This is a genomic window from Bacillus sp. ISL-77, assembly GCF_018613105.1.
In genome coordinates this window covers 42085-56926 of the sequence record NZ_JAGGQY010000009.1, presented here as the reverse complement: position 1 = coordinate 56926, position 14842 = coordinate 42085, and the positions used below count along the sequence as shown (strand labels likewise).

General features: G+C 36.5%; 14 protein-coding genes. 5 read left to right on the top strand and 9 right to left on the bottom strand.

Annotation, left to right across the window (positions count from 1 at the left end; all coding sequences use genetic code 11):
* The first annotated feature begins 220 nt into the window (after positions 1 to 220).
* The gene (locus J7E77_RS02870) at positions 221 to 754 is read left to right on the top strand and encodes a YceI family protein (protein WP_214712200.1); all 534 of its coding nucleotides are present in this window, start codon (positions 221 to 223) and stop codon (positions 752 to 754) included.
* A 286-nt stretch (positions 755 to 1040) separates the two neighbouring features.
* Positions 1041 to 3455 (top strand): immune inhibitor A domain-containing protein, encoded by a 2415-nt coding sequence (locus J7E77_RS02865; protein ID WP_214712199.1) that lies wholly within the window; start codon positions 1041 to 1043, stop codon positions 3453 to 3455.
* A gap of 320 nt (positions 3456 to 3775) precedes the next feature.
* Here J7E77_RS02865 and J7E77_RS02860 read toward each other — a convergent pair whose 3' ends face one another.
* The 7 genes from J7E77_RS02860 to J7E77_RS02830 all read right to left on the bottom strand — a co-directional run bounded on the left by J7E77_RS02860 (position 3776) and on the right by J7E77_RS02830 (position 9902).
* Positions 3776 to 4264, bottom strand: a complete 489-nt coding sequence (locus tag J7E77_RS02860; protein ID WP_214712198.1) for a L,D-transpeptidase family protein — start codon at positions 4262 to 4264, stop codon at positions 3776 to 3778.
* Between the two features lie 99 nt (positions 4265 to 4363).
* On the bottom strand, positions 4364 to 5866 hold the full coding sequence (locus tag J7E77_RS02855) for an aminotransferase class V-fold PLP-dependent enzyme (protein WP_214712197.1): 1503 nt from the start codon (positions 5864 to 5866) through the stop codon (positions 4364 to 4366).
* A 124-nt stretch (positions 5867 to 5990) separates the two neighbouring features.
* Positions 5991 to 6338: a hypothetical protein gene (locus J7E77_RS02850; protein ID WP_088088565.1), complete on the bottom strand. Its 348-nt coding sequence runs from the start codon at positions 6336 to 6338 to the stop codon at positions 5991 to 5993.
* Positions 6339 to 6919: 581 nt separating this feature from the next.
* Entirely contained in the window at positions 6920 to 7654 is a 735-nt protein-coding gene (locus J7E77_RS02845; RefSeq protein ID WP_214712195.1) for a polysaccharide deacetylase family protein, read from the bottom strand.
* A gap of 123 nt (positions 7655 to 7777) precedes the next feature.
* Complete coding sequence (locus J7E77_RS02840; protein ID WP_214712187.1) at positions 7778 to 8440, bottom strand: DUF2306 domain-containing protein; 663 nt, start codon at positions 8438 to 8440, stop codon at positions 7778 to 7780.
* Positions 8441 to 8628: 188 nt separating this feature from the next.
* Positions 8629 to 9228, bottom strand: a complete 600-nt coding sequence (locus J7E77_RS02835) for a TetR/AcrR family transcriptional regulator (RefSeq protein WP_214712186.1) — start codon at positions 9226 to 9228, stop codon at positions 8629 to 8631.
* A gap of 29 nt (positions 9229 to 9257) precedes the next feature.
* A complete protein-coding gene (locus J7E77_RS02830) occupies positions 9258 to 9902 on the bottom strand; it encodes a VC0807 family protein (RefSeq protein WP_214712185.1) in 645 nt (214 codons plus the stop codon).
* A 189-nt stretch (positions 9903 to 10091) separates the two neighbouring features.
* On the opposite strand from J7E77_RS02830, the gene J7E77_RS02825 reads away from it, so the two are divergent.
* Positions 10092 to 10880 (top strand): Cof-type HAD-IIB family hydrolase, encoded by a 789-nt coding sequence (locus J7E77_RS02825; protein WP_214712183.1) that lies wholly within the window; start codon positions 10092 to 10094, stop codon positions 10878 to 10880.
* An 81-nt stretch (positions 10881 to 10961) separates the two neighbouring features.
* Here the strand turns inward: J7E77_RS02825 and J7E77_RS02820 are convergent, their stop codons facing one another.
* On the bottom strand, positions 10962 to 11798 hold the full coding sequence (locus tag J7E77_RS02820) for a DMT family transporter (RefSeq protein ID WP_214712181.1): 837 nt from the start codon (positions 11796 to 11798) through the stop codon (positions 10962 to 10964).
* Between the two features lie 235 nt (positions 11799 to 12033).
* On the opposite strand from J7E77_RS02820, the gene J7E77_RS02815 reads away from it, so the two are divergent.
* On the top strand, positions 12034 to 13044 hold the full coding sequence (locus J7E77_RS02815) for a MerR family transcriptional regulator (RefSeq protein WP_214712179.1): 1011 nt from the start codon (positions 12034 to 12036) through the stop codon (positions 13042 to 13044).
* Between the two features lie 103 nt (positions 13045 to 13147).
* Complete coding sequence (locus J7E77_RS02810) at positions 13148 to 13669, top strand: MerR family transcriptional regulator (RefSeq protein ID WP_214712178.1); 522 nt, start codon at positions 13148 to 13150, stop codon at positions 13667 to 13669.
* An 89-nt stretch (positions 13670 to 13758) separates the two neighbouring features.
* On the opposite strand, the gene J7E77_RS02805 is transcribed toward J7E77_RS02810, so the two are convergent.
* Positions 13759 to 14745: an acyltransferase family protein gene (locus J7E77_RS02805; RefSeq protein WP_214712177.1), complete on the bottom strand. Its 987-nt coding sequence runs from the start codon at positions 14743 to 14745 to the stop codon at positions 13759 to 13761.
* Positions 14746 to 14842 lie beyond the last annotated feature (97 nt).

The following is a 14842-nucleotide window of genomic DNA, read 5'->3' as shown; positions in this document are numbered from 1 at the left end:
ATCCTTCTGCCTGTAATCCGCAAACTTAAATATATTCTCATTGAATTATTTAATTCGTCCAATCCTAAATACTTATATAGATAGTATTGGAAAAAATTTAAAAAAAATTTATAAAATCTAATTGACAATATGTTTGCTCACAACATATAATTTATCTTGAATTAAGTTATTTTGATTTCAAGATAAACAAATTAAACAAACATACTGGAGGAGAAATAAAATGAAAAAAACTAAATGGGCTCTTGATGCATCACACAGCAGTGTAGATTTTTCTGTTCGTCACATGATGATCGCAAACGTGAAAGGTACTTTCAACAAGTTTGACGCAACGATTGATGCAGATCCAACCGATTTAACAACTGCAAGCATTGAATTTTCAGTTGATACTGCAAGTGTAGACACTCGAAATCAAGACCGTGATGGACACTTGGTTTCTGCAGATTTCTTTGATGCAGCTAATCACCCAACAATGACTTTCCGCTCTACTAAAATTGAAAAAACAGATGACGGCGAATACAATGTTACTGGTGATTTAACACTACGTGGTGTATCAAAACCTGAAACATTTGCAGTTACTTTCGAAGGTCAAGGAAAAGATCCATGGGGAAATGAAAAGGTTGGATTTAGTGCAGAAGGTACGATCAATCGTTCTGAGTATGGCCTAGTTTGGAATGCGGCACTTGAAACTGGCGGCGTCCTTGTTGCTGACAAAGTAAAAATCAACTTACAAATTCAAGCAGCTAAAGCTGAGTAATTAAGATAAATCAAACACATTAAGTCATTTCAGGCGTGAATTCACATCGAATTCACGCCTTATTTTTTTATAGAATAGACCCATTGTAAATTAATAGATTAGTCCAATCGGCTATTTTCATATATGATATAACCTTTTTCAAAAAAATTAAAATCGCTGTCGAAAATAATTCAAAAGGACTAAAACTTATCTGAATTAACAGAAAATTAAGGAAATAATCCTATTGTTTTATTTCAATTTTCGAAATATTATTTACTAGCAAGCCAAAAAAATTAGGGGGAGTTTTATGAAGAAACTATTAAAAACAGGTCTATCCACCGCAATAATGGCTGGTACATTGTTTGCCGGTTTTCCGGGCAACTATGCTAGTACATCGGGTGGAGTTCTAGCAAAAAGTCCAACCACTAATTCGCATTCTTATGGTTCACTAGACCTATCGGTAGTAAATGAAGATAAATTACTAGATGCCCTTATTAAACGTGGTGTTATCTCAAAGGGAGCATCTACTGCTGAAAAGCAAAGAGCATTACATAAGTACATAGAATTGAAGGGTAAAGAGGATAAAGTAAAGACATCTGACCCTTTAGCTGCAAAAGTAAAAGCTGGTGATGCAGAAAAACAAAGGAAATTTAAAGACTTCAATAAAGGTCTTTTAAAAGGAAATGGTAACAAAAATGGACAGTTGAAAGGCAATCCTGATCCAGTTAAAGAAGGGACTTCACCTGGAATTCAAAGACAGGGCAAATTACTAACATTAACTGTAGAGTACTCGGACATTGCACATAATAATATAAGGAAGGATGAGACTGATAACTATTATTCTGACTATACTCTACAACACTATGAAGATATGATTTTTGGTAAAAACGGAGTTAAAGGGCCTAAGGGTGAAACATTTGTATCCCAAAAGCAATATTATGAACAACAATCTGGTGGAACATATACGATAAATGGACAAGCGTATGGTTGGCTAAAAGTTCCTAGAACTGCAGCATTTTATGGAGCTGATAGTGCTACTGGACATGACAATGTAACCCCAGGTGGATCAAAACAATTGGTTGTCGATACTTATAAAGCTGCACTAGCTGCAGGAATCCCCTTGGAAGATTATGACCTAGAGGATCCACATGATTTTGATAGTGATGGTGATTTCTGGGAGCCAGATGGATTAGTTGACCATCTTCAGATTATTCATGCTGGTATGGGCCAAGAAGCTGGTGGTGGTTCACTAGGAGATAAAGCAATCTGGTCACATCGTTCTGCAAAGTTTGTTGATTTAGACGGTTATGATGAATCAATCCAGCATCCAATTGGAAAACCAGGATTCTACGATTACACAATGATGCCTGAAGACGGAGCTACCGGCGTATTCGCACACGAATATGGTCATGATTTAGGGCTTCCAGATGAATATGATACAATCTATTCCGGTGCTGACGAACCGATTGGATATTGGTCCATTATGTCAGCTGGATCATGGGCAGGAAAAATCCCAGGTTCAGAACCAACAGGCTTCTCTCCTTGGGCAAAGCAATACTTCCAATCTACATTGGGTGGAAAATGGACTGCCCCTACATCTGTAAACTGGGAAGAAGTCTCCACAAAAGGAACACAGTTCTTACTCGACCAAGCAAATTCACCACTTGGGAAAAATAATCAGGCAATTCGAGTAAACTTATCGAAAAAGAAAACCCCTGTTAACACACCTGCTTCTGGAAGCTTTGAATTCTGGGGCGGGCAAAAAGATGAAATGGATACAAATATGGTAACTGATGTAGATTTAACTGGGAAAAATTCTGCTACATTAACATTTGATGCCTGGTATGATATTGAAGAGCAGTGGGATTTTGCTTTTGTTCAGGTTTCTACTGACGATGGTGCTACTTGGAACTCACTAGGGAATTCTAATACTCGTTCGGATGTTGTAGCTGAAGGTTACCCTACTATCTTGAATTCAATGCCTGGTTTCTCAGGTAATTCTAATGGGTGGCAGGCACAATCTTTTGATCTATCAGAGTACAAAGGTCAAAAGATTAAACTTCGCCTTCGCTATGCAACTGACTGGGGTACATCAAATATTGGTTTCTTCGCAGATAATTTAAAGGTTGTTGCTGATGGAGTAACAGTAGTAGAAGATGGTGCTGAAAGCCCGACCTCTCCATTTACATTAAATGGATTCTCGAAAATGGATGGAAATAAACTCACAGACCATTACTACCTTCTCGAATGGCGTAACCATCAAGGTGTTGATTCAGGCCTTGCCAATATTAAACGTGGTAACACATTAATGAGCTATGATGGCGGTTTAGTTGTTTGGTATGTGGATGACAGCTATACAGAAAACTGGACTGGTGTACACCCAGGAAATGGTTTCCTAGGTGTAGTAGATGCCCATCTATCAAAGGATCTGAGATGGCTTTTAGCTGCTGATGGATCTACTCCTGAAGCAAGCACTCGTTATCAAATTGCGGATGCAGCTTTCGGCTTAAATTCTACTTCAGGATTAAACCTAAATTATCCAGGTGTACAGACATTAACTGCTCCAAGTCAAACTGCTGTATCGTTATTCAATGACAGCAATTCGTTTTTAAATACCTTCTTACCTGATGCTGGTCGGGATATCCCGCACTATGGACTTAAAGTTCGAGTTAACGGACAATCCAAAGACAAATCTGTTGGCTCAATCGTAATATATAAGTAATTAAATGAGTTCCACCTTCTTACTTTAGAAGGTGGGATTTTTTTCATATCGACACTTCGAGCGGTCTTCCTATGGAGAAATATAAACTAGTTACTTTTTTATAAAATTTAGATGGCTGATAAGAAAATTAAGTTTTTTGCTTTATGAGGACAGGTTTTACATTTTCCCACTGATTTCTGTCTTCATGAACACTTCATGAGGACAAATTCTATACTTTCCCTCTGATTTCTGTCTTCATGAATGTCACATCAAGATAGATTTTTATATTTCCCTTGGCTTCATTAGAAAAAGGCTGATTCGAAAACCGGCCTTTTTTTCCCCTAAGGACGAATAATCACTCTAGTCCCATTTGGTACCATATCCGCCAGCTGCAAAACATCCCGATTATACATTCTCACACAGCCATGGGAAACGGCTTTTCCAATCGAACTTGGGTCGTTTGTGCCGTGAATCCCGTAACCTTGTTTGGAAAGTGAAAGCCACAACACTCCAAATGGTCCCCCTGGATTATACTGCCGATTTACAATCACAAAATCACCTGTTGGAGTATTCGTCAACATCTTCCCTACCGCGATTGGAAAAATTTTTACTAGCCTTCCATTGTTATATAATGTAAGTCTTCGTTTTCCGACAGAGATTTGAATGGAAAAGGGTATAGTAGTGGGTTCTGGCAGACCTGGAATTTGGATTTTTTGGCCTACATGTAATTGCCCGACCCCAGGATTTGCTGCGTGAAGTCTACGGAGACTTACGCGATAATTAGCAGAGATAATCCCCAGCGTTTCGCCAGGCTTAACTATATGAATCATACGATCCCACCTTTCTTCTGATAGCATATGACCATACAAGTTTGTGGTTGCCTTATTTAGAATAGGTACTGATATCCTTCCTTTCTAGCTGGATCAGCATTATTCAAACCGAAATAGTGGGGCCATATCCTCTCTTACGTGGTTCACAAAAAAGTAATCATTACTTGCCTTATCATATCGATAATCGTTTCTCCATTCATTTATGTTTAAGGTGATATCTCTTATGGCATTTACAAACAATAGGATTTCTTCGTTAGTCATAATCGGATGTAATGAGAAACGAACCCACCCTGGTTTCTCCGACAGATCTCCCTGATTAATCTGTTCAGAAATATGCTTAGAGGAAGGTTTATCAATGTGAAGGAGATAATGTCCGTAGGTCCCTGCACATGAGCAGCCACCTCTTACTTGAATCCCAAACCGGTCATTGAGAAGGCGCACGATTAGATTGTAATGGATTTTCTCAATATAAAAAGAAACAATACCCAGACGAACTTTTTTATGACCATCTAATAAATGAAGGCCGGGAATCTCTACTAATCTAGGTAATAAAATACTTAACTGTTCCTTCTCTCTTGTTAATATATTGTCCACACCCATTTGATTCTTCAAATTCAAACATAGGGCGGTCCGAATGGCTTGTAATATTCCTGGTGTCCCACCATCTTCACGCAGCTCGATACTGGTATGATATTGGTGCTCACCCCATGGATTCGTCCAGGTCACAGTCCCGCCCCCGGGATGGTCTGGAACATGATTAGCATATAACCTAGTATCAAAGACCAAAACACCACTAGTTCCCGGTCCCCCTAAAAACTTATGAGGAGAGAAAAAGACGGCATCAAGTTTTTCCAATGGGTCCTTTGGATGCATATTAATGGTCACATACGGAGCCGCAGCCGCAAAATCCACTATACAAATGCCACCATGTTGATGCATAATTTTTGCTAATTGATGGTATGGGGTTTGAACCCCTGTTACATTGGAGCATGCTGTAAACGAACCAATCTTCATTTTTCTATTCTTATATTGATGCAGCAGGTGAACAAGCTGATTTTTGTCCACGCCTCCTTCCTCGTCTGGACTTAATACAACCACATCCCCCAGTGTCTCGAGCCAGGATGTCTGGTTTGAGTGATGTTCCATATGTGTAATAAAAATTACTGGTCGCTCATTTTCGGAAATCTGCAGCCGCCCTTTCCACTGTTCATGAACTCTAATTCCTAACAATCTCTGAAACTTATTCATCACAGAGGTCATTCCAAATCCATCCAGGATTAGGGCATCATGCTCGTCGGCGTTAACATGTTCCTTAATAATTTTTCTGGATTGATTATATATCCCTGTCATCATTAAACTAGTTATATTCGATTCTGTATGTGTATTTGCCATAAAGGGTCCGAATACCTCAGAAATTTTCTGTTCGATGGGTCGGTAAAGTCGTCCGCTTGCCGTCCAGTCCGCATAGATGATTTTCTTTTTCCCATAGGGGGAATCAAACACTTGGTTCGTCCCAATCACTTGTGAGCGAAACGGTTGAAAATATTCTTCAAGGTTATCCGGAATCCGATAGGTTTTACTTCCAATATTAGCGGTGATCATTTGTTTCACACCTCACAATATAAATCTGTTATTAATATATGCAGGAATCTATAGCACGGTTTCTTTAACGAAATCTAAAAAGAGCAGCCCCCTATAAGGGCTGCTCTTCTGGTATTAGTATTTACTAATAAGTAGTAATTTTCGCTGATTCTTTCCTTGTAACTTCCTCAATTTTTTGGATAAACATTTGAAAGACACGTCTTTTTTCCTCTAGGTCTTTTATGTATTCTTTTAGTTGGTTATAGCTTTCTTCAAATGGTTTATGGTACATGTCGCGAATTTTATCAATAATTTCTTCATTTACCGTCGATTGTATCACTTGCTTTGTTATGCCATATTTGTAGGAGTACACCTTTAATTCCTGTGCTACTTCATCATATTCATTTGCAATTTCAGTTAAGACTAGTGAAATATCATCTTTCCACTCATCTAATGATTTTTGCAAGTAGGATTTTACCATTGTCTCTTCCATATAAACACCCGCCCTAATACAGTCTCGATTATGTTTATACTATTATAACGTGGTTTGATTACATTGAGGTTTCGGCCAGTTTACATTGTCTTTTCAATAGCTATTTTTTTGAGTCTTTCTCCTCAATCACCTGAGTAATTGGATCCACACTAGTAATACTTTCTAGGTTTTTAATACGTGGCAGATTTCCTGGGATAAAGAACTCGTATAAAATCAATAAAAAAACTGTGCAAACCGATTGGTTGCACATTTTTTATGTTTCTAACTAAAAGATGGTTTTCGTAAAGAACAATGGGAGCTTTCGGAAAGAAGTTCTGGTGCAAAATCAGCCAGTTTCTTGATAAAATAACATGTTTCTGGAAAGTGGTGCTCTAAGAACTTGTTTTGAAAAAGAAATCAGTTCACTTGCTGAAAAACTCAAAGCAGGATCGATATTTCGAAGGTTATTAAGCAGGCTGCCGAATGATGAAATAAATCTTTCAGCAACTGCTATTTCCTATGTAACATTTTTGTTAACACTTCCTTGCACAACTATTTTTTTTGGAAAAAACAAATACCTCTTAAAAGTAATAGTTCTTAAATTAGTCTATCTTCACTGCTTTTTCGAAATCATCGAGTGTAGTTGAATATTTTATATACGTTCGAGGTAAATAGTAAAGCTCGTTCTTAAAGCCTTTCATTGAAAATGGGCCTGGCGTTGTAGTCAGTCCATACCGATAATACTTTTTCGCTTCCGCCACCACATGTTCATTCGTAATCCCATAGGGGTACGCTAGAGCAATAACAGCTTTACCTGTTATTTGCTGGATTTTTTCTTTCGATTCTTTTAGTTCATATTTTAAGTTTTCCTCTTTGATTAAATCTGGATGTGTAGCTGTATGTGACTGAATAGATATTAATCCTGAATCTGCTAACATTTTTAGATCTGCTTTAGATAAGCGGTTTGCCCTTCCTACGAAATCAGAAATTACAAAAAAGGTACCGGCTGGATGAAAACTTTCTGTTGTGAGTTTTTGAAAAATCGAATAGGCATTAAGATTATTTTTGTAACCATCATCAAAGGTGATAAAGATTGGCTTTTGAACAGTTTTAATATCCTTCCAACGCTCGAAAGTTAATAAGGTATAACCATGATCTCTTAAATATGCCATTTGTTTCTCAAAATTTTCTGGAGTTACATATAACTCCTTGGATCCAATACTGTCAAATTGATCGATGGAATGATAAATTAATATAGGAATCTTTTGCTTAGCATAGACGCTTTTGGGAAGACCTAAAATGAGAAGAGATAAGAATAGTAATAAAATCTTTTTCATAAAATTCCTCGCTTTTTGCGTTTTATATTTATCTTCCCCCTATTATTCCTCCAAAATATCATTTCATTAAAAAAGCTGCTTTTGGCAGCTTTCTACGATGGATGAGATCAACTCACAAAAAAGTTAAACAACTGGATTGGAGCTAGGGATTTTTTGTCCTGATGTATATTTCTTATTTTTCTTCCTTTTCCATTCCACAAATAATAGGTTCATCACAATGGCTAGGTATACTGCAATTGGAAAAGCTACTGAACTATCCAAAAATATGGTAAAAGGGATGACGACTATCCGAAAAGTAACGAACACCCATGTTATTGCATAACTACGAAGAATCCAGACCTTATGTGCACTTATTTTCCGCTGGGTTGCCTTGATTACGCCCATAGAAGTAGTCCACAGCCAAAAAGCATTTAGGACTAGAAATGCAATGGTTGACCCCTTTCCTCCTGTTGCAAAAAGAGAAATATATGGTACGACAAGTATATTAATAAAAATTGCTACTGCATAAATTCTGCCTAATATTTTATGAAGCTTTGGTTTCCTTTGGCTTATCTTAGTCAATTGAAAAGGACCAATCGCTAGAGAGATCGTACCAAATAAAATATGAGGATAGAAAAACCACTTCCACGTTGTCAATGAAAAATCTGGGTTTTCCATTTTTCCCTTAACCATTGGTGCCCATTCCACACCATTCAATAGAAACATAACAAAGATATAGACGGCGAATAAAGCAATCGTAAAATATAAAACGCCAATTGTAAGTTTCCTTTTCGTCTCATTCTTCATTTTATTTTCCTCCATTACCCCAAATTTTTTCAAAACATTTATATGGTACGGATCTGAATGGAAGTCGGATGATCCCTCTCTATCCTAATTGAATGTAACCCATTATTAACACCTCACTCAAGAAATGTACCGACAGTCGGTTTGTTTTTATCGTACAAACCCCCACCTAATGGGGCCCAAGAAAAGATTCATGTTAATGAATTCATAATCACTTTAAAAATATCACTTGCATCTACTTTGTCTTCTTCTGAGGAGCTCAAACTTTGCGTGACCCGTAAACCGTATGAAAAGGTCATCATTAGTGTTGACATCCTTTCTGCATCAATATTAGGAGGGATCACGCCATTTTCCTGCCCCATCTTAATCCATTGGGTACCAGTATCTTTACTGTAGCGGAAAAGTTCAGTCAGGATATTTTTGACCTTTTCATTTTCTTGGCTTAACAAATATATAAAAATTAAGTTTCCAATATCATTGGAATTTTGCCGTGAGTGAAAAAATTGACTGACAACCCCAAACCGTCCTTGATTAGGACTTTCTTCTTGCATGGATTGAGTAATTGTCATTTGAAATTTTTCATTCATTTCTTCAATTTTAGATTTTAGAATGAGCCCGAACAACTCATCCTTACTGTCAACATAATGATAGATGGCCCCTTTAGATAGTCCAGATCTTTCAATAATGTCTTTTAGTGTCGTATTTCTACAGCCCTTTTCGATAATGATTTCTTCAGTTATTGATAGGATGTGTTGAAAGCTCGGGTTATCATAAATAGTTGAATTAGCCATAATACTACCTTCCTTAATTTCATGATGAGTTATTTATTATTAGTTAATAGGTCTAGACGTGTTTTTGCATACCTGCGATACACAATTGTAAATAAAATCGTTGCACTAATCACCCCCCAAAAAATCAGTTGTGACACCGCTAAAAATGCCGAGACCGATAGTTCGTAGACGAGATTGATTTTGGCAATCGCCTCACCTAATAATGCGATTCCCCAAATTGCTGTCATGATTCTAAGGACTAACCGAAAATATGGATGCTCCCAGTTTTTTTCGAATTGCCCCTTCTTTTCCGTGGCTTCACTTGCACTAAACCTGATGGCAAAATGATAAATTAATGGCTTTGCAAAGAACAAGGATGCGATAAATATCAGGCCTAGCAATCCTGTAACCATTGATTCTCTTAACAGGATAAGCCTTTCATTTCCACCAAGAACGAACGCCAGCAAGCTTAATACAAAGCCAGTTAGCATAAATAAACCAAACGCATCTGCTTTTCTATATTTCACAAGATGGAAAAGATTATCCGCCAATGGAATTAAAGTAGCAATTAATAACGCAACAAAACTTGTGTAGTAGTCTAATAGTAAGTTATAAACGATAACTGGTATCACTCCATTTATTACAATACTTAATACAATCGATTGGATCAATTTCTTTTTATAATTTACATTCACGTGTATGCCTCCCCTTTTTCACCTTTTAAATGTAATAAACTTATCTTACAAACCGACTGCCGGTTTGTAAATTGTTTTATTTACTTTTTTTCCCTTTTCGTATTTAAATTGCATTCTATATTCATGTGACATCCTTTCTTAATAAGTGGTAGACTAAAAACAACATTCTTCAAAGAAGGAGCTACATTCATGACCAATTATAAAGTTTTATTTTTAGATATCGATGGAACATTACTGAGACCAGATGGTACGATTGAAGATTCAACAAAAAAGGCCATTTCAAAGGTTCAGGCTCAGGGCTTGGAAGTTTTCTTAGCTACAGGAAGGCCACTACATGAATTAGATGAACTCGCAAAAGAGTTAAATATTCACTCATTCATTGGTTATAACGGTGCATATGCCATTTATAAAGGTGAAGATATATTCCAGGAGCCTATGAAGAGCTCTACAGTTATGAATTTCTTAGAGATTGCTAAGGATAACCAGCATGAAGTGGTCCTGTATACGAATAATAAGAACGTTTTTACCAATGTAGATTCTGGGATCACAACGGAGTTTATGCACAAATTCCACTTACATAAAAATGAACCTTATTCTCCTTCAGTTAATAGTTCGATCTTAGGGATGACACTAGTCAATCTAAAAAAAGATGACCCTGTCCTTTACAATAATGAAGAGGGAATCCATTTATCCCAAGTCAATGTCGAGGGAATGCATCATTGCTATGATGTAATCAGGGACAAAGTGAACAAAGGCTATGGAGTTCAAGTAGTTTTGAAGCGGCTAGGCATCAATAAGGAAAGTTCGATTGCATTTGGAGATGGAATGAATGATAAGGAAATGCTTCAAAACGTGGGCGAAAGCTTTGTCATGGGTAACGGCCATCCAGACCTTTTTAAATATGCAAAGCATAAAACTACCAAGGTTACTGATTCTGGAATATATAATGGGTTGAAAAAGCTTGGGATGGTGAATTGAGATAGGTAATAAATCATGATGCCAAATAAAAAGTGCAGAGCATTTCAATTTAACTTGAAACACTCTGCACTTTTTTGCGCTTTAGATCTTTGTGAAAATTATCCCAAGTAGAGCAGTACATACACCGATCACTTGATATCTTTTTAATTTTTCTTTAAAAAGTATAAACCCAGCTAGAACCACTACTAGACAATTTAAACTTACAATTGGAAACACGATACTTGCCGTTCCAGAATTAAGGGCATAGAAATAACTGCTATATCCTAAAATGCTAATTAGTCCAACAATGGATCCCACATTGGCTTCTGACCTCTGCCACTTTTCTTTTTTCAAGATACTGCAAATAGCTAAATAGACACTCCCCCCGCCATACATGGCAATGAGGATATCTAATGAATTTATTTGCAAATAGGATGTAGTTTTCATTAAAACCCCTAGTAAACCAAAAGAAAATATCGCAAGCCCAACGCGAATAATCCAAGGGAAATAATTTATTCCTCTATTATTACCAGATGAATACTGGATGGCCATGGCTGAGCCAAGCATAATTATGATTCCTACCCACTGAATCACTGTGATATGTTCATGAAAAAGAACGCCAGCACATACGATTGGAAATATTGTATTTGTTCCTACTAATGGCGATGTCAAACTAGCAGGGCCCTTTTCAAAGGCCTTTGACATTTGGATATTTCCGTTTGCATTTAATATTCCAATAAAAGCTCCTAGTAAAATGGTGATAAGATTCAAATGGACTGTCCCGTTTACAAAAGCAAATCCCAAAGTTAATAGGAATGCTACAAAATAGAAGAAGAACTGAATATGTACTTTCGACACTTTCTTCTCCGTGCTCCACTTGAAAATAGTATTATTAGTCCCAAAACAAACCATAGTAACAAAGGCCGCTGCAATCCACATGTTGAGATCCTTCTTTCTACATCAGTTCCTCTCCATATAATAAACCTCATTTCTACTCTGCTCAATCGTTTTTTTTTTAATAAATGCTCAATTTGCAAAATATTGTTGTTATTTCATGCTTTCCGTCTTGTTTTGATAGCTTTTGTCATCTAGCAGGAAAATGTGCTACCGAATGGTGAATTACTAACATAAAGATGAATTATTTCCGAGATAAATAGAAAGGAATGATTTTTATATGAAGACCTATACCTTAAAAGAAGTAGCCAAAAAAATAAATACAACACCAGGCACCATACGTCAATGGGAAAAAGATTTAGTTGATTTACTAGAAATTCCTCGTACAAAACAAGGGGCAAGAATATGTACAGATAGGGAGATTGACCAGCTAATAGAAATTAAACAACTTTATGAAAAAAAGTTAAGTAAGGAAACAATCAGGGAATGGATGCAAAAAAAACTTCACCCTGAAAGTGAGGATATACCCCAATCCCCCGCAGTTTCACAAGAGACCATTGAAAATCAGGATGTCTCAGAATCATTGGCAGTTCCACAAGGGGTCATTGAAAACCAGGATGTCCAAGAATCATTCGCTGTTTCACTCAATGGAATAGAAAATCTGGATATGCAAGAATCACCTATGGTCTCATTAGAGGTCATTTCTGACTCAGCCAAACCGATAACCATACAAGACGCTATAGATGCACATCAGTTTTTCGAGGCAATGGATACGTACAAGCAAAATTTCTTAAGCGACGTAAAAGATGAAATCCGGACGGTTGTTCGAAGAGAAGTACTAGATGAAGTAAAAAAGGAAATAAAGAATGGAACCTATACCACAGTTAAATCATTATCTGACTCGATATATAAATCATCTGCTAACACAAGAGCTGAAATTCAGGAGTTATCAGAGACTCTTGAAAAAGCATCTGAACTATCAGCTGACTCATTACAGTACCTATCCAACAACATTGCTAATGTTTCAATCGAGACTTCGCAAGAAATTTATACACTTTCCAAGCAGTTGTCAGAAACTTCCGAGGAACTATCCCACTATGTGGATGTTACTAATAACGAAATCTCAAGTCTCACAGAGGCAATGTCAAAAGAACGTGAATTTTTCCTTGAAGAGCGTAATCAGTACCGACATGAAATTTCGCAAAGAGAATTAGCCTTTCAACAAATGCTTAACAGTTATAGACATGTGGCTGCAACAAAAGAAAAGAAATGGTGGAAATTCTGGACTTAATACGAAAGTTTTCTTCGATTAGAACGACTCCCTTTTAAAGACAAAAAACAATAATTTCGTCACTCGTGGATTGCGGTTTATTTTATCAATGGAGGGATTCGAAATGAATACAAGTGAAGTAGCAAAATTATTAGGAGTATCTACAAGTACTATTCAGCGCTGGGTAAAACAGCTTGAGCTTCCAATGGAAAGAAATGAGCGTGGTCATTACCATTTTAGCAGCGAGGATATAGAACTATTAAAAAAAATACACGAACAGCTCCAAAACGGGACACTAATCCAAGAAATAGTCCCATTAAAAGAGAAAAAAAATCCTCGAAAAGGTGCTGTTAAAGCGGTAAATGACGATCAAGCACTAGAAAAGTTATATTCAAAAGTCAGTGAATTGGAAAGTAATCTAAATTCAAAAGCAGATTCGGTTGCTTCCTATCAACTCCTTCAGCATCGCCGTGAACTAGAGGATTTGCAACATCTCGTAAAAGATTTATCGCAGCAGGTAGAACAACTTCAAAAACAAATGAACCAACTAAAAATGACCTCGCAAATGGAAAAACCACTTGTATTTGATCACAGTAAAGTAAAAAGAAAAAAGAAAAATATTGTCAGTTCATTATTTGGGTTTTAGGTCGTTACAATTTTATAATTTAAATACACAAAAAATAGCCGAACTGGTCCATACTAGTTCGGCTTTCATTAACCACTCCCTGTATTCTTTTAAACTTTAAATTCGACAAGAGGTTGAGTATATTTTTTAATTAAATAACTTCCTAGAACGATACAGATCATAAAGGAAAGAACGAAAAGTAAAAGATAATTCCCTGAAATGGAGATGATACTTTTATTTGGAAGAATCTCTTGGAGCGATTTAATAATAAATCCATGAAGCAAATAGACATATAAAGTTCTTTCACCAATTTTCGTTACTTTAAATTGATTGGAAGGTATTAATGCTAAAAACCCAAATACAACTATTAATGTCAGCCCATATTGAAGTCCTCGCAACAGTCCATCGGCCAACTCTTTTTCCCCCATATTTGCATATGATGTATCGCCGAGAAGCCATGGCACCGCATCTTGAGGGAAACTGAACCCAAAGAAAATATAAGTCCCGATAATGATTATTATACCAACTGGAAGTGAATATCTGGCCCGAATTACTTTCTTTAACTGATCACCATTTAGTAAAAAACCCAAGAGGAAATAGGGAAAAAATACAAATGTTCTTGATAGGCTTAAAAAACTACCCGCGTGATCAACAAAACCAATCGCAATTCCCAAGACAATGGCAATAAAAAAGCCCCTCCATCTTAACCTTGCAAAGAGATATAGCAGTAAATTCCAAAAAAACAAACTCATCAAAAACCAAAGCGACCAATGAGGATGTAAAAAATCAATTTCTATATTATTTTCCTGCCCATTTAAATAATAATATATGGAATAGATCATCTGAAAAATAAAATAAGGAAGTAATATCTTCTTAATAGACTTTATAAAGTAGCCTTTCTTTTTATAACCTTTCGCGAAGTATCCAGAGATTAGGATAAAAGCGGGCATATGGAATAGAAAAATAACTGTATATAAAGTGAAAAGGATCCCATCATGTTCCTTTAATGGACTTATGAGATGCCCAAAAACGACGAGAAAAATCAAAATGAATTTTGCATTATCAAAATATTTACTCCTTTTTGAAGCTGAAGCCATCATATCACCCCATAGGTTAATTAAATCAAAAAGGTATATTAATATTTTTTTCAAACCCTCACCATTTAATTCCCACGACCAATTCTCTTAGTTGTTA